At 67.6% G+C, this 21,617-nt stretch carries 23 protein-coding genes and 6 tRNA genes; 13 read left to right on the top strand and 16 right to left on the bottom strand.

The window, feature by feature from the left end:
• The first annotated feature begins 9 nt into the window (after positions 1 to 9).
• The 6 genes from ACFFGN_RS23750 to ACFFGN_RS23725 are packed head-to-tail and all read left to right on the top strand — an operon-like array spanning position 10 to position 7,732.
• Positions 10 to 912, top strand: a complete 903-nt coding sequence (locus ACFFGN_RS23750) for a fumarylacetoacetate hydrolase family protein (protein ID WP_380051412.1) — start codon at positions 10 to 12, stop codon at positions 910 to 912.
• A complete protein-coding gene (locus tag ACFFGN_RS23745) occupies positions 909 to 2,354 on the top strand; it encodes an aldehyde dehydrogenase (NADP(+)) (RefSeq protein WP_380051410.1) in 1,446 nt (481 codons plus the stop codon). The genes ACFFGN_RS23750 and ACFFGN_RS23745 overlap by 4 nt, the downstream gene beginning before the upstream one ends.
• A complete protein-coding gene (locus ACFFGN_RS23740; RefSeq protein WP_380051408.1) occupies positions 2,351 to 4,207 on the top strand; it encodes an IlvD/Edd family dehydratase in 1,857 nt (618 codons plus the stop codon). Before ACFFGN_RS23745 ends, ACFFGN_RS23740 begins: the two co-directional genes overlap by 4 nt.
• Positions 4,207 to 5,481: a nickel pincer cofactor-dependent isomerase, group 22 gene (locus ACFFGN_RS23735; protein WP_380051406.1), complete on the top strand. Its 1,275-nt coding sequence runs from the start codon at positions 4,207 to 4,209 to the stop codon at positions 5,479 to 5,481. Before ACFFGN_RS23740 ends, ACFFGN_RS23735 begins: the two co-directional genes overlap by 1 nt.
• Positions 5,478 to 6,353 carry a U32 family peptidase gene (locus ACFFGN_RS23730; RefSeq protein WP_380051404.1) on the top strand — a complete coding sequence of 292 codons (876 nt, stop codon included), beginning with the start codon at positions 5,478 to 5,480 and terminating at the stop codon, positions 6,351 to 6,353. The genes ACFFGN_RS23735 and ACFFGN_RS23730 overlap by 4 nt, the downstream gene beginning before the upstream one ends.
• Positions 6,350 to 7,732, top strand: a complete 1,383-nt coding sequence (locus ACFFGN_RS23725) for an FAD-binding oxidoreductase (RefSeq protein ID WP_380051402.1) — start codon at positions 6,350 to 6,352, stop codon at positions 7,730 to 7,732. Before ACFFGN_RS23730 ends, ACFFGN_RS23725 begins: the two co-directional genes overlap by 4 nt.
• 641 nt (positions 7,733 to 8,373) lie before the next feature.
• Here ACFFGN_RS23725 and ACFFGN_RS23720 read toward each other — a convergent pair.
• A complete protein-coding gene (locus ACFFGN_RS23720; RefSeq protein WP_380051400.1) occupies positions 8,374 to 8,568 on the bottom strand; it encodes a hypothetical protein in 195 nt (64 codons plus the stop codon).
• Positions 8,569 to 8,672: 104 nt separating this feature from the next.
• Between ACFFGN_RS23720 and ACFFGN_RS23715 the strand changes: the two genes are divergently transcribed.
• Positions 8,673 to 9,275, top strand: a complete 603-nt coding sequence (locus ACFFGN_RS23715) for a hypothetical protein (protein ID WP_380051398.1) — start codon at positions 8,673 to 8,675, stop codon at positions 9,273 to 9,275.
• Entirely contained in the window at positions 9,262 to 9,579 is a 318-nt protein-coding gene (locus ACFFGN_RS23710; protein WP_380051396.1) for a transcriptional regulator, read from the top strand. The genes ACFFGN_RS23715 and ACFFGN_RS23710 overlap by 14 nt, the downstream gene beginning before the upstream one ends.
• Positions 9,580 to 9,624: 45 nt before the next feature.
• On the opposite strand, the gene ACFFGN_RS23705 is transcribed toward ACFFGN_RS23710, so the two are convergent.
• The 7 genes from ACFFGN_RS23705 to ACFFGN_RS23675 all read right to left on the bottom strand — a co-directional run bounded on the left by ACFFGN_RS23705 (position 9,625) and on the right by ACFFGN_RS23675 (position 11,994).
• Positions 9,625 to 10,854, bottom strand: a complete 1,230-nt coding sequence (locus ACFFGN_RS23705) for an RtcB family protein (RefSeq protein ID WP_380051394.1) — start codon at positions 10,852 to 10,854, stop codon at positions 9,625 to 9,627.
• Between the two features lie 46 nt (positions 10,855 to 10,900).
• Positions 10,901 to 10,973: transfer RNA gene (locus ACFFGN_RS23700), tRNA-Gln, on the bottom strand.
• A 17-nt stretch (positions 10,974 to 10,990) separates the two neighbouring features.
• Complete coding sequence (locus tag ACFFGN_RS23695; RefSeq protein ID WP_380051392.1) at positions 10,991 to 11,437, bottom strand: HNH endonuclease; 447 nt, start codon at positions 11,435 to 11,437, stop codon at positions 10,991 to 10,993.
• 57 nt (positions 11,438 to 11,494) lie between these two features.
• A tRNA-Leu gene (locus ACFFGN_RS23690) sits at positions 11,495 to 11,568 on the bottom strand.
• 110 nt (positions 11,569 to 11,678) lie between these two features.
• Positions 11,679 to 11,755, bottom strand: a tRNA-His gene (locus tag ACFFGN_RS23685).
• Between the two features lie 2 nt (positions 11,756 to 11,757).
• Positions 11,758 to 11,831, bottom strand: a tRNA-Arg gene (locus ACFFGN_RS23680).
• Between the two features lie 96 nt (positions 11,832 to 11,927).
• A tRNA-OTHER gene (locus tag ACFFGN_RS23675) sits at positions 11,928 to 11,994 on the bottom strand.
• A gap of 1,050 nt (positions 11,995 to 13,044) precedes the next feature.
• Between ACFFGN_RS23675 and ACFFGN_RS23670 the strand changes: the two genes are divergently transcribed.
• Together ACFFGN_RS23670 and ACFFGN_RS23665 are read left to right on the top strand one after the other, a co-directional pair.
• Positions 13,045 to 13,120 (top strand) — tRNA-Thr (locus ACFFGN_RS23670).
• 148 nt (positions 13,121 to 13,268) lie between these two features.
• On the top strand, positions 13,269 to 14,414 hold the full coding sequence (locus ACFFGN_RS23665) for an aminoglycoside phosphotransferase/kinase family protein (protein ID WP_380051390.1): 1,146 nt from the start codon (positions 13,269 to 13,271) through the stop codon (positions 14,412 to 14,414).
• Between the two features lie 32 nt (positions 14,415 to 14,446).
• On the opposite strand, the gene ACFFGN_RS23660 is transcribed toward ACFFGN_RS23665, so the two are convergent.
• The 3 genes from ACFFGN_RS23660 to ACFFGN_RS23650 all read right to left on the bottom strand — a co-directional run bounded on the left by ACFFGN_RS23660 (position 14,447) and on the right by ACFFGN_RS23650 (position 16,907).
• Entirely contained in the window at positions 14,447 to 15,019 is a 573-nt protein-coding gene (locus ACFFGN_RS23660; RefSeq protein ID WP_380051388.1) for a GNAT family N-acetyltransferase, read from the bottom strand.
• 112 nt (positions 15,020 to 15,131) lie between these two features.
• Positions 15,132 to 16,217 carry a phospho-N-acetylmuramoyl-pentapeptide-transferase gene (gene mraY / locus ACFFGN_RS23655; RefSeq protein ID WP_380051386.1) on the bottom strand — a complete coding sequence of 362 codons (1,086 nt, stop codon included), beginning with the start codon at positions 16,215 to 16,217 and terminating at the stop codon, positions 15,132 to 15,134.
• Positions 16,218 to 16,529: 312 nt separating this feature from the next.
• Positions 16,530 to 16,907 carry a hypothetical protein gene (locus ACFFGN_RS23650; RefSeq protein WP_380051384.1) on the bottom strand — a complete coding sequence of 126 codons (378 nt, stop codon included), beginning with the start codon at positions 16,905 to 16,907 and terminating at the stop codon, positions 16,530 to 16,532.
• A gap of 361 nt (positions 16,908 to 17,268) precedes the next feature.
• Here ACFFGN_RS23650 and ACFFGN_RS23645 point away from each other — a divergent pair, with 361 nt between their 5' ends.
• The 3 genes from ACFFGN_RS23645 to ACFFGN_RS23635 all read left to right on the top strand — a co-directional run bounded on the left by ACFFGN_RS23645 (position 17,269) and on the right by ACFFGN_RS23635 (position 18,785).
• Complete coding sequence (locus ACFFGN_RS23645) at positions 17,269 to 17,619, top strand: hypothetical protein (RefSeq protein ID WP_380051382.1); 351 nt, start codon at positions 17,269 to 17,271, stop codon at positions 17,617 to 17,619.
• 97 nt (positions 17,620 to 17,716) lie between these two features.
• Positions 17,717 to 18,181, top strand: a complete 465-nt coding sequence (locus tag ACFFGN_RS23640) for a hypothetical protein (RefSeq protein WP_380051380.1) — start codon at positions 17,717 to 17,719, stop codon at positions 18,179 to 18,181.
• A 106-nt stretch (positions 18,182 to 18,287) separates the two neighbouring features.
• A complete protein-coding gene (locus ACFFGN_RS23635) occupies positions 18,288 to 18,785 on the top strand; it encodes a PH domain-containing protein (RefSeq protein ID WP_380051378.1) in 498 nt (165 codons plus the stop codon).
• A 36-nt stretch (positions 18,786 to 18,821) separates the two neighbouring features.
• Here ACFFGN_RS23635 and ACFFGN_RS23630 read toward each other — a convergent pair whose 3' ends face one another.
• The 5 genes from ACFFGN_RS23630 to ACFFGN_RS23610 form a co-directional block, all read right to left on the bottom strand.
• Positions 18,822 to 19,529: a class I SAM-dependent methyltransferase gene (locus ACFFGN_RS23630; protein WP_380051376.1), complete on the bottom strand. Its 708-nt coding sequence runs from the start codon at positions 19,527 to 19,529 to the stop codon at positions 18,822 to 18,824.
• A gap of 57 nt (positions 19,530 to 19,586) precedes the next feature.
• Entirely contained in the window at positions 19,587 to 19,802 is a 216-nt protein-coding gene (locus ACFFGN_RS23625) for a VOC family protein (RefSeq protein WP_380051374.1), read from the bottom strand.
• A 78-nt stretch (positions 19,803 to 19,880) separates the two neighbouring features.
• Positions 19,881 to 20,297, bottom strand: coding sequence for a hypothetical protein (locus ACFFGN_RS23620; protein WP_380051372.1), 417 nt, complete (start codon positions 20,295 to 20,297; stop codon positions 19,881 to 19,883).
• Between the two features lie 37 nt (positions 20,298 to 20,334).
• Entirely contained in the window at positions 20,335 to 20,751 is a 417-nt protein-coding gene (locus ACFFGN_RS23615) for an SMI1/KNR4 family protein (RefSeq protein WP_380051370.1), read from the bottom strand.
• The gene (locus ACFFGN_RS23610) at positions 20,748 to 21,509 is read right to left on the bottom strand and encodes a class I SAM-dependent methyltransferase (RefSeq protein WP_380051368.1); all 762 of its coding nucleotides are present in this window, start codon (positions 21,507 to 21,509) and stop codon (positions 20,748 to 20,750) included. Before ACFFGN_RS23610 ends, ACFFGN_RS23615 begins: the two co-directional genes overlap by 4 nt.
• Positions 21,510 to 21,617 lie beyond the last annotated feature (108 nt).

The following is a 21,617-nucleotide window of genomic DNA, read 5'->3' as shown; positions in this document are numbered from 1 at the left end:
GGCATTTCCATGCATCTGGTCCGCTTCCAAGCGCCGGGCGAACAGCCGCGGGTCGGCGTACTCGCTGACGGCGCGGTGGCACCGATCGAGGGCTACAGCTCGATGGCGGAGTTGCTCCGGCTCTCCGTCGACGAACTGCGAACGGCCGTCGGCACGGTGTCCGACGCGATCGACGCCGCGGGTGTTCGGCTCTTGCCGCCGATCGACGAGCGGGCCGAGGTGTGGTGTGCCGGTGTGACGTACGAGCGTTCGCGTGGCGCCCGGATGGAGGAGAGCACCGAGCAGTCGGTGTACGACCGGGTCTACTCCGCGGAACGGCCCGAGCTGTTCGGCAAGTCGCCGGCCTGGCGCGTGGTCACGGATGGCGAGCCGATCGGCATCCGGGTCGACTCCGGCCACGACGTACCGGAACCGGAACTGGCGGTGGTCGCGAACAGTCACGGCCAGATCGCGGGTTTCACCGTCTGCAACGACGTCAGCTCCCGGTCGATCGAAGGCGTGAACCCGCTGTACATCCCGCAGGCGAAGGTCTTCGCCGGAGGCTGCGCGCTGGCCACGGGGATCCGCCCGGTCTGGGAGGTCGCGGACCCGGCCAACCTGACGATCGACCTGCGAATCACGCGCGATGGCGCGGAGGTGTTCGCCGGTACGACCTCGACGGCCAAGCTGGTTCGGCCGCTGGCCGACCTGGTCGACGTGCTGTTCGTACCGAACGACTTTCCCGACGGCGTGGTGCTGGCCACGGGCACCGGGATCGTGCCCGAACTGGACTTCGCGCTGTGGGCCGGTGACGTGGTGGCGATCTCGATCGAAGAGGTCGGCACGCTGACGAATACGGTGGCAGTGGGCAAAGAGGCATTTGCCACCCTGGCCACCGGAACCGCTCGCCCCGAATTGAAGGACGCAGAATGACCGACACCACCGCTGCCGAACTCGACCAGATCCTCGCCGCCGCCTGGGATGCCGCACCTGCCTTGGCCGCCTCCGGGCCGGCTGAGCGCGCGGGCTGGATCCGCGCGGCCGCGGACGCGCTGGACGCCGCCGCGGATGAGCTGGTGCCGATCGCCATGCGCGAGTCGTCCCTGCCTGAGGCTCGCCTGCGTGGCGAGGTGGCCCGCAGCAGCGGCCAGCTCCGCATGTTCGCGGACGCGCTGGCGGAAGGCTCGCTGCTGGAGGTCGTCATCGACACGGCGGACCCGGCGGCCAAGCCCGTACCGCGGCCGGACCTGCGCCGGGTGCTCGTACCGCTCGGGCCGGTACTGGTGTTCGCTGCCAGCAACTTCCCGTTCGCGTTCAGTGTTTGCGGCGGTGACACCGCTTCGGCCCTGGCCGCGGGCTGCCCGGTCGTCGTCAAGGCGCACCCGGGTCACCCCGAGCTGTCGCAGCGGACCGCGGCCGTGCTCGCCGAGGCGCTGACCAAGGCAGGCGCCCCGGCCGGCGCGCTCGCGCTGGTCGAGGGGTACGACGTCGGCATCGCGGCGCTCAAGGACCCGCGCATCACCGCGGCGGGTTTCACCGGTTCGGTGCCGGCTGGTCGCGCGCTGCACGAGATCGCGGTCACCCGGCCGACGCCGATTCCGTTCTACGGCGAACTCGGCAGCCTCAACCCGGTCATCGTCACCCAGGCCGCGATCGACGCGCGTGGTGCCGATATCGCCAAGGGCTACGTCGGCTCGTTCACGCTCGGCGTCGGGCAGTTCTGCACCAAGCCGGGCATCCTGCTGCTGCCGAACGGCCACGGCCTCGAGGACCAGCTGACCGAGGCCGTTGGAGGCGTCGCCGCGGCGCCGATGCTGAACGACCGGATCGCCTCCGGCTTCGCGAGCGGCCTGGCCCGGCTGCGCAAGGCGGTTCGCGTGCTCAGCGAAGGCCCGGGCGCGACGTTGCTGCAGACCACCGTGACCGAGCTCCTGGCCGCGCCGGAGGAAATCCTCGAGGAGTGCTTCGGACCCGCTTCGGTCATCATCGAGTACGGCTCGATCGATGAGCTGAAGGCCGCGATCGAGGCCTTCGAGGGCAACCTCACTGCCACCATTCACGCCGAGGCGTCCGACGCAGACCTGGCCGCGGACCTGCTGCCGTTGCTCACGGCAAGGGCCGGGCGAGTGCTCTGGAACGGCTGGCCTACCGGTGTCGCGGTCTCCTGGGCGCAGCATCACGGTGGCCCGTTCCCGTCCAGCGTCGGCTCGATCCACACCAGCGTCGGTGTCACCGCGGCCCGGCGGTTCCAGCGGCCGGTGGCGTTCCAGGACGCGCCGGACGACCTGCTGCCCGCCGTACTGCGGGATGCCAATCCGCTCGGCGTCAGCCGCCGGATCAACGGCGAGATCAGCACTGCGGAGGTGCACCGATGAGTGACGACCAAGACCGCCCGGCCGTCGAGGACCCTCAGCCGTCGGTCCCCGGGGTCCCCAGCTCGGGCTCGGGCGAGCCGACGCCGGACAAGACCGGCCGTCCGATCGGCGAGGAGCCGGGGCGGCCGGAAGGGCATATCGGCCGACGGAGCTTCGACCACTGGTTCGGCGAGAAGGACCGCAACGGGTTCATCCACCGGTCCTGGATGCGCGCGCAGGGCTTCTCGGACGAGGTGTTCGACGGCCGGCCGGTGATCGGCATCTGCAACACCTGGTCGGAGCTGACGCCGTGCAACGCGCACCTGCGCCGGCTGGCTGAATCGGTCAAGCGTGGCGTCTGGCAGGCCGGGGGATTCCCGCTGGAGTTCCCGGTGATGTCGCTCGGCGAGACCATGCTCCGGCCGACCGCGATGCTGTTCCGCAACCTGCTCAGCATGGACGTCGAGGAGTCGCTGCGCGGTAATCCGATCGACGGCACGATCCTGCTGACGGGCTGCGACAAGACCACGCCTGGCTCGATCATGGGCGCCGCGAGCGTCGATCTGCCCACGCTGGTGGTGACCGGTGGCCCGATGCTCAACGGCAAGTTCCGCGGCTGCGACATCGGTTCCGGTACGGCGGTCTGGCGGTTCACCCAGGACGTGAACGCGGGCCGGATGAGCCAGGAGGACTACGCCGCCGCCGAATCGGGCATGTCCCGCAGCAACGGCCACTGCATGACGATGGGCACGGCCTCGACAATGGCCTGTATGGCGGAAGCCCTCGGTCTGCAGCTGCCCGGTTCCGCCGCCATCCCGGCCGTCGACTCCCGGCGGTACGCGATCGCCCAGCAGGCCGGCCAGCGCATCGTGCAGATGGTCGAGGAAGACCTCAAACCGAGCGACATCCTCACCCGGGACGCCTTCGCGAACGCCGTCCGGGCCAACGCGGCGATCGGTGGTTCGACCAACGCGGTGATCCACCTGCTCGCGATCGCGGGCCGCGCGGGCGTGGACCTGACCTTGGACGACATGGACGAGTGGGCCCGCGGGGTGCCGTGGCTGGTGGACCTGCAGCCGTCGGGCCGTTACCTGATGGAGGACTTCTACTACGCGGGCGGTCTACCGGCCGTACTGCGGGAGATCCTGCCGCTGCTCAAGGCCGACGCGATCACCGTCACGGGCAAGAGCATCGGCGAGAACGTCGCGAAGGCCGAACGAACCGTCGATACCGACGTCATCCGTGCGGTCGGCGATCCCCTTGGCAGCGGCGCGGGTACCGCCGTACTGAAGGGCAACCTGGCGCCGGACGGAGCCGTCGTGAAGCAGTCGGCCGCCTCCGAACGATTGCTGCAGCACCGGGGACGGGCCTTGGTCTTCAGCAGTATCGAGGAATATGACCTGGCCGTGGACGACCCGGAGCTCGACGTGGACGCGGACACCGTGCTGGTACTGCAGAACGCCGGCCCACGCGGATATCCGGGTATGCCCGAGGTCGGCAACATGACCATCCCCCGCAAGCTCGCCGAACAAGGCGTCGACGACATGGTCCGGATCTCCGACGCCCGCATGAGCGGTACGGCGTACGGGACCGTGGTGCTGCACGTCGCGCCCGAGGCGGCCGTGGGCGGGCCGCTGGCGTTGGTACGAACGGGCGACTGGATCGAGTTGGACGTGCCCGGGCGGACATTGCACCTGGACGTGTCCGACGAGGAGCTGGAGAAGCGCCGCGCCGACTGGCAGGCGCCAACGCCCGCGGGCGATCGCGGTTGGGTCCGGCTCTACACCGATCACGTGATGCAGGCCAACGAAGGCTGCGACCTCGACTTCCTGGTCGGCCGGAGTGGCTCGGCCGTCGGCCGGCAGAGTCACTGATGTCCGACCTGTTCGCCGCCGTTCGGGACCTGCGGCCGGAGGGACCGGTGCCGTTGGTGACGCCGGTCCGCGCGCCGCTGGGGGAGTTACCGATCGAGCCCGACCCGTATGGCGCCGCCCGGGCCGCGCTGGCGCCGTTGCGGGTCGAGCCAGGCGCGCGGGTCGCCGTCACCGCTGGAAGCCGGGGGATTCGCGATCTCACCGTCGTACTGCGGGCGGCCGTCGACTGGTTGCGCGAGGCTGGAGCTGCGCCGTTCATCGTGCCGGCCATGGGCTCGCACGGTGGCGCCACGGCCGAGGGACAGCGGGAGATGCTGGCGGGTCTCGGGGTGACCGAGGAGTCGATGGGCTGCCCGATCGAGGCGACCATGGAGACGGTGGTGCTCGGCACGCTGGCCGACGGCACACCCGTGCATCATGACGCGATCGCCGCTCAGGCGGACGGGGTGTTGCTGGTCAATCGGATCAAGCCGCACACCGATTTCCACGGGCCGGTGGAGAGTGGGCTGGCCAAGATCGCGGCGATTGGCCTCGGTAACCATCGTGGTGCTGCCGCCTTGCATGCGGGCGGAATTCCCTTGCTGGGTGGGGCAATCGCCGCTGTGGCTCGCATGGTTGTTGCGCACGGCAAGATAATCGGCGGACTCGCCATCGTGGAGAATGCTCGCGACGAGACCGCTTTTGTTGAGCTGGTGATGCCCACTGGCATCGCTGGCGAGGCGGAGAATGTCTTGCTTGGAAAGGCTTCCAGCCTGCTCGGGCGACTGCCTTTCGATTCGCTGGATGTGCTGGTGGTCGATGAAATGGGCAAGGACAAGTCCGGTACCGGGATGGACACCAACGTCATCGGTCGTTGCTGGGTGCACGGAATTCCCGAGTTCGAGAAGCCTTCGATCGCGGCGATCACCGTGCATCGGATCAGCGCGGCGTCCCACGGCAACGCCTCGGGCCTTGGCCTGGCTGACGTCATCCCGATGCGGCTGCTGGCTTCGGTTGACCTGCGCGCGTCGTACGTGAACGCCTTGACCTCGGGCGCCGGTGGAGCCCGGCGGTCGCGGTTGCCGATGGTGCTGGCGGATGACGCGGCGGCGATCGTGGCCGCGGTCGCGATGAGTGGGCGGCGGGATCTGGCGGAGCTGCGGTTGGCCCGCGTTCGCGACACGCTGAACCCGCACGAGCTGATGGTCACGCGCCCACTGCTTAGCCTGGGCTTCGAGGTGCTGGGACCGGAACGGCCGATCACGAACGACCTGGGCGATCTGGAGGACTGGTGAACTTACGCGAAGCGCGTGAACTCCTGGCGGAGCAGGGATATCCCGTTCTGTTCGCGCTGCCGTCGGCGCCCGGGCGGTTCCACGGCGGGGCACCGTACCGGATCGAGATCCCGTCTTGCGAGGGGCCCGAGGTGTTCAAGGCCGTACTCGACGAGGCGGTCGAGCGGGATGTGCCGGTGCATCGGGTCTCCCAGGGCAGCGGCGTGATGATGCTGACCGACGCGGAGATCTCCGAGATGGTGGAGCTGGGCAACGATTACGGTGTCGAGGTCTGCCTGTTCCTGGGGCCGCGATCCGGTTGGGATATCGGCGGACAGGCCAAGGTTTCGGCGGCGGTCGCATCGGTTGCTCGTGGCAACGAGATGGTTGCCGCGTCGCTGTGTGATGCCTTCCGCGCAGTCGAGCTCGGCGTGCGCAGCCTGCTGGTCGGCGACCTGGGCGTGCTGCAACTACTGGGCGATCTGAAGAAGTCCGGCCATCTGCCGGACGACCTGGTGCTGAAGACCTCGGTGCTGATGCCGTTGACGAACGGCCCGACCGCCGCGCTCTACCAGGCCGCCGGCGCGACCAGCCTGAACGTGTCGACGGATCTGCCGTTGTCCGCGCTCGCCGAGATCCGGGCGTCGGCCAGTGTGCCGATCGACCTGTACGTGGAGGCGCCGGACGACCAGGGCGGCAGCGTGCGGTTCTACGACGTACCTGAGGTGATTCGGATCGCCGCGCCGGTCTATCTGAAGATGGGTCTGCGCAACGCCCCGAACATCTATCCCGTCGGCGCGCATCTCGCCGCGACCGCGCAGGCGCTGGGCCGGGAACGCGTTCGCCGGGCCGAGTTGGTGCTGCGCCTGCTCGCCGAACAGGATGAGATATGACCGCCGAACAGCTCGCCGACCGCCTTCGCATCTCGATCGGTGACAAGGCCGTTGTCACCGATCCCGACATCCTGAACAGCCATCGCAACGACCACGCCACTTTCTGTAGCGCCGGTACGCCGTTGCTGCTCGTCCGTCCGGCCTCGACCGCCGAGGTCTCGGAGGTACTACGCGCCGCCGGCGAGGCCGGTGTTCCCGTAGTCACGCAGGGCGCCCGTACCGGTTTGTCCGGCGCGGCCAACGCGATCGACGGCTGCATCCTGCTGTCGACGTCCCGGATGAACCAGATCCTCGAGATCGACGTCGAGGACCAAGTGGCCGTCGTACAACCCGGCGTGATCAACGCGGACCTGTCCCGGGCCGTGCTGGCGAAGGGCCTGTTCTATCCGCCGGATCCGTCGTCATGGGAGATGTCCACCATCGGCGGCAACATCGCCACCAACGCGGGCGGCCTGTGCTGCGTGAAGTACGGCGTCACCGGCGACTTCGTCCGCGGTCTCGAGGTGGTGCTCGCGTCCGGCGAGGTGGTCCGGATGGGCCGCCGTACGGCGAAGGGCGTGGCGGGCTACGACCTGACCAGCCTGATCGTGGGTTCGGAAGGCACGCTTGGCGTGGTCACGGAGGCCACCCTCGCGCTCCGCCCGGAGCCGGAGGCCGCCCTGACCGCGGCAGCCACCTTCACCTCGGCCGAACAAGGTCTCGCCGCGGCCGCCGCCATCATGGCCGCGGGCCTGCAACCTTCGCTGCTGGAGTTCCTCGACGGCGCGACCGCCCGGGCGATCCAGAACTACCGCGACATGGGCCTGCCCTCCAACGTGGGCAGCCTCCTGATCGCCCAGTCCGACCGAGGCCTCCGCGCGGTGGACGACGTCGCCGAAATGGCCCGCATCTGCACGGAGGCCGGCGCCATCGAGGTAGCCGAGGCCTCCGACGCCGAGGAATCCCGCATGCTGCTGGAGGCCCGTCGCCTGGTCAACCCGGCGCTCGAACCACTCGGCGCCACGCTGGTCGACGACGTTGCCGTACCGCGCAAGCGCCTCGTCGACCTGCTCGACGGCATCACCGCCATCGCCACCAAGTACGACGTCCAGATCTTCTGCCCGGGCCACGTCGGCGACGGCAACATGCACCCCACGGTGGTCTTCGACCGCGACAACCCGGCCGCGGAAGAACGAGCCCTCCAAGCCTTCGGCGCCGTCATGGAACTAGGCCTGGCCCTAGGCGGAACCATCACCGGCGAACACGGCATCGGCAAGCTGAAACGCCAATGGCTAGAACAAGAACTAGGCCCAGTAGCCCTAACCCTCCACCGCCGCCTCAAAACCGCCTTCGACCCCACCAACCTCCTAAACCCCGACAAACTCCTCCACCCTCACTAACCCCCTCCCTCCCTCGTCCCCCCTCGAAATACCGACGCCCCCCGGCGCGCCGGTATCCCGCTCATCGGACCCTTGTTACGCGGCGTGTCGGCGTTCATCGGACCCTTGTGGCCATCTCCCGGCGTGTCATCGGACCCTTCTGACGCGGCGTGTTGCCGTTCATCGGACCCTTCTGACCAAGGGCTAACCGACCTATCCAGCCGACGCCGCGGCCCCTGCATTCATCGGTTCGAATCCGCGCTCGTAGAGGAGCGCGAAGGTCAGGTGGCGCGTGGGAGGGCGGATTCGGACCGACGCCATGCCACCGCAGCGCCATTCGTCGGCAACGGCGGCGGACAGTCCCTCTGCCTGGAGTCGAACCAGGAACCCGGCCTTATGAGAGCCAGGCAGGCACCAACCTCAAAGGGTCCGCCAAGAGGTGGTCGGCGGGCGACAGATCGCACCCTGGTGATGACAGGCCGGCAGTTGGTCGGAAGGGTCCGATGACACGCCGAGGCATGGTCACAAGGGTCCGATGAAGGGCAACGCGCCGCGTAACAAGGGTCCGATGAAGGGCAACGCGCCGCGTAACAAGGGTCCGATGAACGCCGACTCGCCGCGTAACAAGGGTCCGATGAACGGGATACCGGCGTGCCGGAGGGTTATTCCTCGACGGTGACGACGCGGAGCCAGTTGGAGCAGCCGGCTTCGCACCAGACGTGGTCGCCGGTGTGGGCGATGCGGTCGCGCTGGAGGTGCCCGCAGGCCAGGCGGACCCGGCGCATCGCGTGTCCCGGCCGGACGGGAGCGCCTGTCCTGCCCTTGGCCGCCTTCTTGTTCGTACTGAGATCGGCCATGGCCGGTCCTCCTTTCGGGTTATAAGGTTTGCATCGCAAACTAGTTGACGCGACCCGACTTTGGCGCTTAAGTTTGCGGCACCAACTAGTTTGAGGGGGTCCAAATGGAGCGGAAGCAGTTGGAACGCGCCGGGGCGACGTACACCTATCTGCGTGGTCTGCTGGCCATTCCCGGCGGGCTGATGATCGTGGTCGCGGCGCTGGGGAACTGGGAGGTTCCGCCGCTCGACATCACCGCCGTCTTTTTGGTGGTGTTCCTCGCCGCGGCGCTGTCGGCCCTGCCGATCCAGCGCTACTACAACGAGAACTACGGCCGGCTCACCCAGACCGCGAAGCACGGTTGGCTGACCGTCCTGCAGATCGTGCTCACGGTCGCGCTCGTGGTCGGTGCATCCCTGCTGTTGCGCAGCCGGATGTCGTGGTCCTTGGATCTGCCGGTCAATCCCATCGCCATCGGTGTAGCGCTCGCGGCCCTGCTGTCCTACGTGATCGGAGTCGGATTGAAGCGCCACCACGTGATGATCTGGGGTGCACTCCTGGTCATCGGAGCGGTGCCACTGTGGAACGGCGCCGACCCGAGCAACATCGGGCTACTGCTGGCCGGTTTTGCCGTCATTCTGAACGGCGTTTTGGACCACCGGGCGTTCGTCCGTACCTTTGGTCCAGCCGGAGCCCTGGAGCCGAAGGACAGCGATGCCGGAGCGTAATGCCGATCTCAACCTCGACCGGCTGATCCACGAACCGGGCCGGTTGGCGATCCTGACGGTGCTCTCGTCGGTCAAAAGCGCGGATTTCCTCTTCCTGCAAAGGACGACCGGCCTTACCAAGGGCAACCTGTCGAGCCACCTGACCAAGCTGGAAGACGCCGGTCTGGTCGACATCTTCAAGAGCTTCGTCCGCAAGAAGCCGAATACCAGCGTTGCGTTGACCGCCTTGGGCAAGGAGCGCATCGCGCACCACTGGGCCCAGCTCGAGCGGCTCAAGAACCTCTCGGAGCAAAGCGAGGAGTAGGGCCGCCCGTCGTAACCCCTGTGTACGACGGACGGCCCACCCGGCTCAGCCCTTGACGCAGATCACCTGCTTGAGGTGGGCAACTACCTCGACCAGATCGGCCTGCGCCGCGATTACCGACTCGATGTCCTTGTAGGCGGCCGGTAGTTCGTCGAGAACCCCCGCGTCCTTACGCGACTCCACCCCGGCGGTCTGGGCCACGAGGTCGTCGACGGTGTAACGCCGCTTGGCCTCGTTACGGCTCATCCGACGCCCGGCGCCGTGCGACGCGGAGTAGAACGACTGCGCCGACCCCAGCCCGCGTACGACGTACGAGCCGGTGCCCATCGAACCCGGGATCAGCCCGAGATCGCCGAGGCCGGCCCGGATCGCGCCCTTGCGGGTGACGAGCAGGTCGAGGCCATCGATCGTCTCCTCCGCCACGTAGTTGTGGTGGCACGAGATCGGCTGCTCGAACGTGACTCCGGCCGTCGGGAACGACTCCCGAATGACCTGGCAGATCAGCGCGAGCATGATCGCCCGGTTGCGCGCGGCGTACTCCTGGGCCCAGGTCAGGTCGCGGCGGTACGCGTCCATCTCCTTGGTGCCACTGAGGAACACCGCGAGATCCCGGTCGGGCAGATCCGCGTTGTGCGGCATGGCCTTGGCGATCTTCATGTGCCGCTCGGCCAGTTCCTTGCCGATGTTCCGGCTGCCCGAGTGCAGCATGAGCCAGACGCGGTCCACTTCGTCGAGGCAGACCTCGATGAAGTGGTTACCGCCTCCGAGTGTGCCGATCTGCAGCATGGCCTTGCGTTCCCGGTCCTGCACACCCTCGTGCAGGCTGGTGAACTTGCCCCAGAAGTTCTTCCAGCTCCAGTCGTCCCCACCGCCACCGCCACCGCCACCGCCGTCGCCGGAGAGGGAGAGCTTGCGCGGGCTGACGGCCGACTCGTGAGCCTTGAAGCCAACCGGTACGGCGTCCTCGATCCGGCCGCGGATCGCCGAAAGGTCGTCAGGCAGATCCGCTGCCGTCAGCGAGGTGAGTACGCCTTCCATGCCGCAGCCGATGTCCACCCCGACCGCCGCGGGCGAAACCGCCTGCCGCATCGCGATGACCGAACCGACCGTGGCGCCCTTGCCGAGATGCACGTCCGGCATCACCCGGACACCGTGCACCCAGGGCAGCGCGGCGATGTTGCGCAGCTGGGTCAACGCCGCGGCGCCGACCTCGTGTTCCTGGGCCCACATCAGGGTGGAGCTCTTCGCGCCACTCAGCGGGACAGGGAAGTTCATCTCCACTCCTTCTTCTCTGGTATTGCTCGGATTGTTGGGTACGGCGTTGCCAGGGCAGGGCTCGAACCTGCGGGACCTCGGGTCAGAACCGAGGGTGGGACGCCGTCGCCCACCTGGCACTACTGGTAGCCGTGGCTCAGATCGAGAGTTCGGCCCGCGAGGGAATCCACGGCTGCCAGAGCAACGGCATACCGGCTTCCTCAGGCGTCCGGTTGCCCTTCTTCTCGTTGCACGAGGCGTGCGCGGCGACGGCGTTCAGCCACTCACCCCGGCCACCACGGGAGCGCGGTACGACGTGGTCCATCGTCATCGCGCCGGCCTGACCGCAATAGGCGCAGCGGAACCGGTCACGGCGCAGTACGCCGGCGCGGGTGTACTGCAGGCGGCCGGTCGCATACCGCCACTTGGTCACGACGTACCGGACGAGGCGAAGCACGCGGGGTAAAGGGAATGGCCCGATGCGGGCGCCGTCGTGCGCTTCCTCGACCACCGCCACCTCCCGGACGAGCATCCGGATGGCGTGCGGCACGGAGACGACATGCAGCTGCTCGTACGACGCGTTGAGCACGATCACACCGCTCATGGCCTTCCTCCTCTCCTCAGTGTGCCAAACGACCTCACGTTGAGGCCGATCCATCGGTGCGGCTCCAGGGATTCGAACCCCGAACCTTCCGGTCCTGAACCGGACGCCTCTACCAGTTGGGCCAGAGCCGCGCGTACGTCGATCAACGGTGCTTCATCCGGCCGGGTGGTTCCCGGCTCGGGCTTTGCCCGGCCGGTGGATCCGGCGCGGGTGTTTCTTGTCCGGCCGGGTGGATCCGGCTTGGGGTGTCCGGCGGGGCTCGAACCCGCTTCCTCCGGGGTCACATCCCGGCGCATCGCCCACTTCCGCCTCGGACACAGCACGCCCGGCAGGACTCGAACCTGCACTCTGCTGCTTCGTAGGCAGCCGCCTTGTCCAGTTGGGCCACGGGCGTTCGGCGGGTCCCCGGCCGGCGCCTCCGCCTGGCCGGGGACCACGGCCTTTTCGTTTGGCGCCCCTGCGGCCGGTAGCTGAACCTGAGGGCGCCCGGTCGAGCTGGAGAGATTCGAACTCCCGATCTCCTCATCTGAGGCGGCCCACCACTGGCCCGCAGCTCGTCCATTCATTGACTATTCGATTCTCATTCTTCAATTCGCCGCCCGTGGGCACCGAAAAGCACCGATGGAAGGAATCGAACCCTCGGGAAACAGGTTTGGAATCTGTTCCGCTGCCACAGCTCACCGGCAAAACCAAGGTGTTTCGAACATGAAAAAGGGCCGCCCCGGTCGGTCGAACCCGACGGGCGGCCCCTGGCCTGATCAGCAACGATCAAGCAGGTGGACCACCCGGACTCGGACGGGATTCGCCGCCACTAAGCAGGTTCTGACCGTGATACGCGCGGACCGCGGGCCAAGACCGCAGGCAGGCAAAGCCGGCGGTGCGCGAAATACGCAACCCCCGCTTATCCATCTCCCGCCGTCCAGTCACGATCGTCCCTCTCAGTCCTGCGGCTATCTGCCGAGCAATAGTTTGACCCCCACCCCCGCCCACCGTCAACCCATTTCCCAATTTCCCCCCCAAATTCCCATTCTCATGCCCGGTCCCGTGGAATACACAGCCCCACCAGCCAATTTCCGCAAGCAGTACGACGCCTAAGCCGCCGCCGCAGGTTCCGGCAACGAGTGGTCCCGCCAGAACCCGCTCGCGAGACGCCGCGCCAATCCCCGCCGCCCCAGCCAACCGCCCGGCCCTCCCGCAACCGCCCCAGCCAACCGCCCGGCCCTCCCGCAACCGCCCCAGCCAACCGCCCGGCCCTCCCACAACCGCCCCAGCCAACCGCCCGGCCCAGGCCCCGGCAGCCGCCCGTCCGACGTCCGCCCCAGCCGCCCGTCCGGCGAGCGACCCGGCCACCCTCCGACGTACGACCAGCCAACGCCTGGTCCGCGCCGACCTCGGACAACCGTCCGGCAACCGAACCCGGCCAACCAGCCGAGGTGCGACCCGGCCGACTCCGGTCCGGGTCGGCCGCCCTCGCGGCCTCGGCGTCCGGACGTGCCTCGCCGCCGCGACGGCACCCGCCTTCGGTGGCCCTCCGACAACCCGTCGGGGTATCCGATTCGGAATCGGCCCGACCTCCCGCTACACTCTTGCATCGGCCCTAGGGCCACGCCGCCTTAGCTCAGTCGGCAGAGCGTCTCACTCGTAATGAGAAGGTCATCGGTTCGATTCCGATAGGCGGCTCCACGAGAAACCCCAGGTCACGGGCTACATGACCTGGGGTTCTTTAACGCCTGGGCGGGCTTGCCAGCAGATCTGCTAACGCGGTCGCCGCCACCGCTTCCCACGACTCCGGGTCCGGGATGCCGGGTCTGCTCCGGCCACAAGGCGAGTGATGATCTGGGGTGCGTTCTCCCACCTGACGATCGGCTCGTGGTGCGAGGTTGCCGGCGTCCTGCCGGCCGAAATGGTGTCGCCTCCGGGCGTGGCGCGTGGAACACTCCCCGGGGTGCCGATCAACGCCGAGCAGCTCGCCGATGCTTTCGGCCTGGGGATTGTCCTGGAGGACCGCCCGCTCGCCAACGGAGACCGCCCCGCCGTCACTCGAGTCTTGTCGACGACAAACGGGCGCTGGGTGGTCAAGTACGACCATCTCGGCTCCGCCGATCGCCCTGATCTCGCCGAGTGGCAGCGTCGGAAGGCCTGGACCGTGTACCGGCTGGAGAGCGCCGCCGTGGCGGCCGGTATCCCTATGCCTCAGCCCGTCCAGCCGCCCGAGCCGAGCGTTGGCTATTGGTACGCGCCACCGGACGCCGGCGGCGACCTTGTCCGGGTGACGGCCTGGGTTGAGGGCCGCGACCTGCGGGACGCCCGCGTCCCCGACGAGGAACTGGCGTCCTGGCTCGGCGGCGTCCTGGCCCGGATCGCCCGGTTGAACGTGGCACTCGACCCGGACGCCGACGCGTCGTCGGTCTTCCCGCTGGACGAGTGGCGGGACTGGGCCGGTCAGGCCGAGGGCATGGCAGACCCGGCGTTGGGCCGGGCCGCTCGCGCTGTACTCGGGGTGGCCGAAGACTCGGCCGACCTGATCGCCGACGCGCTGCGGAACCGGCCGGCCCTGAGGATGACCCACGGGGACGCCGCCCGAGCCAACATCCTCGCCACCCCGAGCGGTCTGGTGTTGATCGACTGGGAGTCGGCGACCGCCGATGTTCCGTGGTGGGACGCGGCGGCCAACGCCGTTCGGCTCGCCGCTGCCGACGAGCGGAGCATCGCGGGCGGCGACCCTGGCATCGTTCGTCCGCTGATCGGGTCCTATCGGGAGCACGGCGGCCCGGCCGGGTCCGTCGACGCGACTGCCTTCGCCGGACTGCTTATCGGGCATCTCAGCTTCACGGCCTGGTGCTTGTGGGTGGTGCTGGGGCATCGCGACGAGAGCGCGGAGCAGGTCGCGTTCTGCACCCGGTCGCTGCTCGACGCTGGCGAGCACCTGCCGCGGATCCTGCGGGAACTGGACGACTGGGCCCGCCTACTGACCTGACGACCCGGATGCCTGCGTCGGACGAGACCCGCTCAGAGGGCTTGCGGCGCCTCGGTTGGTGACTGCCAGTCGCGCCGGAGGAGGCCGTAGACCCAGGAGTTGGAGACGTCGCCGTTCACGATGCAGTCTTCGCGCAGTGTTCCTTCGTGCACGAAGCCGAGCTTTTCCAGGACGCGGGCGCATGCCACGTTGCGTGTGTCGGCCTCGGCTTGAACGCGATTCAGGTCCAGCGTGTCGTACGCCCATCCCAGCAAGGCGCGCGCGGCCTCGGTGCCGTAGCCGTAGCCCCAGGACGCCTCGGTGAAGCAGAAGCCCAGCGACGCGCTGCGGTAGTCCGGGTTCCACTGGCTCAGGCTGCACCAGCCGAGAAAGGTCCCGTCGGAGGAACGATCCACGGCCAACCGAGCCCCGGTGCCCGACTCGGCAAGCTGACGGCAAGCCGCGATGAATCGCGCGGAACGGTCGCGTTCGGTCCACGGCGGCGAGTCCCAGTAGCGCAGCACGAACGCGTTGCTGTGCAGCGCGAATAGCTCGTCGGCATCCGCGTCGTCGAAGGGACGCAGCCGAAGGCGTTCGGTATGCAGCGTGGGGGTCGGCAGCGACATGTGGTCGTGGTTCCTTCCCTTACTTGGTTGCACATCAATCAAGCAACCGGGCCAGACCACCGCAACGGGTTTTCCCGCCCGTCGGCGGTGTACTCCGAAAGACCGGACAGGTTCAGGCCAGCCAGGAGGCGTAGAAGATGCCGAGCCCGGCGGCGACGGAGATCCCGGCGATGATCCAGAAGCGGATCACCACGGTGACCTCGTCCCAGCCCAGGTGTTCGAAGTGATGGTGGATGGGCGCGATCCGGAAGATGCGGCGCCCCGTGCCCGTGAGTCGCCTGGTCAGTTGGAAGTAGCTCATCTGCAGCAGCACGGACAGCGTCTCGAGTACGAACAGTCCGCCGATGACGGCCATCAGCAGCTCGGTACGGGACATGATCGCCAGCCCGGCCAACGCGCCTCCGATGGCCAGCGAGCCGACGTCACCCATGATGATCCGCGCGGGATTGGCGTTCCACCAAAGGAAGCCGATACACGCCGCGGCGATGGCGGCCGCGAACACCGCGAGGTCGAGCGGATCGCGCACCTGGTAGCACTGCGACTCCACCACGGTGGGCCGGGCGGAGCCGCACAGCTGGTTGTTCTGCCAGATGTTCACGATGGTGTACGCGCCGAAGATCAACGCCGACGCGCCGGCGAGCAGGCCGTCGGCACCATCGGTGAGGTTGGCGCCGTTGGAGGTCGCGGTGACGAGGAACCAGATCGCAAGCAGTACGACGACCAGCGGCAGCTTGATCCCCCAGTCGTGCGTGGTGGAGATGTACTGCGACGCCGGCCGGACGCCGCGCTCGTCGGCGTACAACTGGGTGGCAAGTACCCCGAAAACGAGCGCGACCAGCGTTTGTCCCGCCATCTTGGCCCGGCTGCTGAGGCCCTGGTTGTTCTGGGTGTAGACCTTGATGAAGTCGTCGAGGAACCCCACGGCCCCGCAGCCGAAAAACAGCAACATCAGGAGCCAGGCGCTGGCACTCGGCCACCCACCGGTCACGATCGTTGCCGTCAGGTAGGCCGCGGTGGCGCTCAGCAGGATCGCGAGACCGCCCATGGTCGGCGTACCTCGTTTGACGTGATGCGTGGTCGGTCCGTCCTGCCTGATCGGCTGGCCGAAGCCGTGACGGGCGAACCACCCGATCGCGTACCGAGTCCCCAGCAGCGAACAGACCACCGCCAGCGCACCACTCAGCAGGATCGTCCGCATAACTTCCAGCCCCTCTCGGCCATTCGGATGCTCGATCCCTTCGAGTCAAGAGGGAGTCGTATCGCCGCCCGCGCCGGCGTACGCGAATCGGCAAGTCGGTCCAACATAGCCAAGTCCCGGTCCCAGCCGGGCGCGGGTGCAGGCCGAACCAGGCTGACGGCCGGCCCTCGGCTAATGGACGATCAGGCCGAGTCTGCCGGTACGGCGATAGGACGCCGATGACCGCCACCTCAAGACCGGCCACGACGACACCTGGACCCACGCCAAAGGCTTTGGACTGGCAAACCGCACGCAACCAACCTCGACGAGCACCTATAGCGGCGCCTGGGGTCGGGCGATCGCGAAGGGGTCTTCGTCGTCCGAGGTGTCGGACTGGCCATCGTGGGAGACGAAGGTGTTCCACTCCGCGTGCGGCTCCAGGCCCGGAGCGTTCGCCAGACCCGACCAGCCGCTCGCGTGCACGATCTCGGCGGCGGCCCGAATGATGTCCGGGACGGCAAGGGCGGCGTCTTCGTCGGTGTCGGACGGCCACAGGCTTCGATAAGCATCCCGCCCCGCGCTGACCAGGGCCGCCTGGTCCGTGACCGTGAAATCCGAACGGAGTAAGCCCGAGAGCACAGGCCCGGCGGCCTCCTCGTCCTCGTCATCCTCGTCATCGTTGTCTTCGTCGTCGAAGTCATCGAGGTCCATGAGGTTCAGCGCGGACGAACCGCACCAGTCGAGTTCCGTCTCGTTGAACGCTTCAGCCGCCTTCGAAAGCGCCTCAGTGGAGGAAAAGTACGGGCGAACTCTCGTTGGCGACCGCTCCGCTCGATCGTCAGCGCGACATGTGCCTTGAGCGCGGCCATCAGATCGTCGGCGCATCGCTCGTAGCGCTGGCGTGCCGCATCCGACCACTGAGCAACTTCGCTGATCTCGTCGATGAGACGAACGCTAACCCGCAGCGACGGGGCCTCTTGGATATGCGCGGGTGGGCTGAAGCCGCGCATGGTCAAGACGTGGGAGCGGCAAGCTTTGGTGTTTCGGGGCGCGGACAGTGAAACTGGGTTCCATGTTCGATCAGCAGCCAGGCCCAGATCCGGTCCAGATGCCGACTGCGCGCGGGGCATACGCATCACCGCAAGTCCCGGGGGTCAGCACCGGCTACCGGCGGTGGGCCAAGGTTTTCGTCTGGTCCGCCATCATCCTCGGGGTCCTGATGGTGGTCGCGTTCGTGCTGAGCATCGTCTTGCTTGTGCTGGCGGACGCGGACGTGAACAACGCTGCCTACGGCTACCTCGCCATCGTTCTGTGGGCCGTGATCGTTGTTGTCATGCCCATTCTGATCGGGGTCGCCATCGCGGGCGCGGTCATGACGAGGCATGTGCGGCGGCAGCGGCAGGCGGGGACCATACCTGCGTGAGGCCGGCGTGCATCTCGGCGACCCGCAGTGATCTGACGGTTGCGGGGGCTAACGTCCGTGCTTGCCGTTTCGGCGATTCCGCTAGGCTGCCCCTGCCATGACGACCAAACGACCACTGCGCACCCGCGAGCGGGTCTTTGTCCTCATCGGCATCGTCTTCATCCTGCTCTTCACCCTCGGTGGCGGGCTGAGCCTGGCAACCGAGGGACTCGAGGGCCGCTCCGCCCTGCGCGACGGCCCTGTCGGGACCCTGACCCCTACCGACCGCAAGTGCGGTGACGAGTCCTGCCGCTGGGTCGGCACGTTCACCCGCGCCGACGGCACCGTGATGGGACAGGACATCGTGCTGAATGACAGTGTCCGGGTCCGGCACACCGATCCCATGCCGGGCGCGATCGAGGGCGTACGGCTCGCGGAGAACGCAAAGACCGCCTACACCGCCGACTACGGCTGGCGCGTGCCGATCGTGAAGTGCGGTGTGCTCGCCCTCGTGGGCCTAGCGATCGCGACCGGCCTGATCCTGATGCTGCGCAGCTACCGAACCACCGCCAAGTCGCGCTGAACCGTCCGGGGCGAGTGCCGACCACAATGCCGCCGAGCCCCGCGTCTTAAAGCGTCCTGTACGACGAGTCGCCTGTCGGTTCTAGCCTGGCCTGAAGGTCGAAGTGGTGGCGTGGAGTGTGGGTCTCGATCAAACTGCATTCGTGAATGAAGACCGAGACGAGCAGGACGAGCAGGTATGGGATGCCGGGGTGGTCGGCCGGATTTTGTGCGTTCTGCCTGTGCTGGGCTTCGTGGCGACGGTCGTCTTTGCCAGCGAACATTTCCCGATCGATGAGGTGTGGCCGTTCTCCATTCTGTTGGCCGGCTTTCCGGCGCTCATCCTGCGGCCCGCTGTGCGGATTACGCCGACTGAGCTGGTGATTCGGCACCCGATCGGCAGTGAGCGCTTCCCCAGAGCCGAGGTGGCGTCCGCGAGGTTCAACTACGCAGGGCTCATCATTCGTACGCGGCGTGGCGGTTCCGCGATCGCCTTCATTCTTCCCAAGTGGACGTCGACCGAGTTGAGTGGCGACGAACCACCGCCCGACAGCGCCGCCTACCAGATCACCAGGTGGGCGCAGCTCGCCGATCCGGGCACCCGCGTTGAGGGGCCGCCGCGATGAGCAGTCGCTCGGACTGACCACCAGGCGGGAACTGGCTCAGGCCAGGTGGCAGCGGGCGTGGAGGAGTTGGGGGACTTCCTGCCAGACCGGCGGGTGGTCGAGGGGTGGTTCGCGGAGTTGGTCGACGACGAATCCCGCGCTCGACAACGTGTTCACGTAGGTGCTTAAGGTGCGGTGATAGGCCCCGACGGGCAGGGCGTTCCGATGAAGACCTGGGCCGTCCCAATAGCCCTCGGCGAAGTACCGCCCGACGACGCGACGGACGCTCTTGTTCGTATGGTCGACAAAATCGCCGGTCGCAGGTGTCTTGAAGCAGGGATGCGTGATCGCGAAAACGAACCACCCACCTGGCCGCAGAATGCGCGCGATAGACCGCAGCGCCGCATCCAGGTCAGGGATGTCCATCAACGCCATGAAGCAAACCACGCCGTCGAACGACTCGTCTGCCAGCCCTTCGAGCGTATGCGCATCTCCTTGCTGATAAGAGATTCCGAGCGGCTCCGCCTCCTCGTGGCGCCGCGCAAGCGTGATGAAGTTCTCCGACAGGTCGACACCCGTCACGGTCGCGCCCTGGCTGGCGAGGTACCGCGCCTCCCGGCCTTGCCCGCAAGCGACCGAACAGACCTCCTGCCCATCCACCCGGCCGACCAATTCCGCGAACACCGGGTCGGCCAGCGGCGAACCACCGCCCACCCATTCGTCGTACTCCGCCGCCACCTCGTCGTACCTGGACTCGACGCTCATAAGCCCACCCCTTCAGCGTTTCGGCCACGTTAGCCCGTACGTCAAAACGGCGCCTGGCTAGAAGCGCCGGGCCGCGGAGGCGCGCAGCAGGCAGAGCGGATGGCCGGCCGGATCTTGCAGCACCAGCAGGTTCGGGTTGTTCGGATCTTGGTGAGGGGAGAGGTTGCCGCCAAGCGGCAGCAGGGCTTCGGCGGTGGCGTGCGGGTCAAGGCAGTGGATGGTCATGGCCCACCATTGGACGGGTGGGGTCGAGTGCGTCGGCTGTTCGCTCATGGAGCCAAGGCTGACAGCTGGTACGACCGCTCGGGCGGGTTTATCGCGCTTCGGATAATGCCTACGCCTACAGAAGAATCAGGGGAGAGTACGGACGGTCTGGGTGTAGTGGTCAGCGTTGAAGTTGAACGGGCCGAAGCGCGTGTAGTCGCGCTTAGGGCGGTGCGGCTGGGCGAAGTCACTCCAAGTCACTACGCCATCTTCGGCCAGGACCTGGGCCAGGAGTGGCCAGCAGCCGGTATCGCCGCAATCGCAGCCTAGAAGCGCAACAGCGCCTGGATTGTCGCCGAAGGAGTACCGAGGCTTCCCGAGCAGGTAGTCGGCTAGTTCGCCAGCTTTGAAGCTTTCGACCTTAAGCCCCGCGTAAGCCCCGGGGACATCGAAGCGGCTCTTCTGCTCGTACGCCGACACAAGGTCCAACAGGCTCACGCCGTCGACGTACGGGACCAATTCGTGCCCACCCCATTCCTCGAACGGTACGACCTCAAAGCTCACTTGCCGGAGTCTGGCCACGCCACCACTGTAAGCAAGGTCAGGTCCCGATCTGGCCGGAAAGCCATCCCGGCCAGAAGGCCTCAAGGTTGTCCGCAAGGTGGGTGGCCTCCTGGGACACAGGTGACCACGAGTAGACGGCCGGATCTCGGTCGAGGCTTGCGCAGAACGGATCGCCAGTACCGTCGTCGCCGAAGGCTAGGAGCGTACGGCGCTCGGAAGGGCCTTCCCGCCAGGAGGTGAGGTTCCAGCTGACTAGGTCGGTTAGACGCCACATACTGAACCACTGGCCGCTGATGTCGTAGATGCCGTCTGTATGGCGGTAGAGCCCGTGCAGGTCTTGCGGCAACGTCCGGTCGAGGATGCGCTTTGCCGCGGCTAATCGAGGTTCGGAGCAGCCGGGGTGCAAGGTGATCTCATGCGCGTACGGCGCCAGGACCTCCGGCCAGTTCGTCATGTCGTGCCGGTAGTCGTCCACGCGGTGGCGGAGATGGTGAACGGCCCTGCGGGTAGTACCTCGGCGCAGTGGGCGCGGAGGGCCTCGCGGTGTTCAGGCGACAGCTTGGCCGTGTACGCGCCGGCCGGGCCCACGCCGAGGGTGTACGGCTCCCACCATTCGTCGAACGACTCGTACGGGACTTCCACCGTCAACGTGCCGGCTTGCACGTCCTGAACTCCAGCGGCAGCGAAGAGCTCGGCTAGCTGGCCAGCACGAGCACCAGCACGATCCGACTCGTCGTGCACCTCCGGCAACACCTCGTGAGCCGCCTTCCAGAACGGGCTCAACGGGCCGCGGCCACCGGCGTGGTCCCAGACGCAGGCGGCGATGGTCCCGCCCGGACGGGTGACACGGGCCATCTCGCGCAGTCCCTGGACCGGATCGGCCATGAAGTGAACGACGAGCTGGGCCAACGCGACGTCGAAGGAGCCGGCGGCGAACGGAAGATCCTCGGCGGTGCCGGAGTGGATATCGACCTCGGGAAAGCGCTCGCGCACCGCGGTGATGAACGGCGGCGACGGGTCGATGGCCGACACGGCGTCCGGGCCGAGCCGATCGATCAGCTGGGCGGTCAGGGCACCGGGCCCGCAGCCCACGTCGAGCGCGCGCTGACCCGGCCGGACCCCGGCGAGGTCGGCGAAACCGCCCGCCAGCGGTTCGGCGTACCGGCCCATGAAGCGTGCGTAGGCATCCGCGCTCACGTTGTTGAAACTCACCTTCGGAAGGTAGCCCGGCAGCGGCGCCGCGTCCATGGATCCGAGCTCTCGCAGACTGTCGGTGGGCGGGTCTAGTGTGCAAAGCAGTTCCCGTTCTGGACCGCAAAG

This window comes from Kribbella deserti, from assembly GCF_042434725.1.
GTDB classification, from domain to species: Bacteria; Actinomycetota; Actinomycetes; order Propionibacteriales; family Kribbellaceae; genus Kribbella; species Kribbella deserti.
The sequence above is the reverse complement of the archived record's forward strand: the minus strand, read 5'-3'. Positions and strand labels throughout refer to the sequence as shown.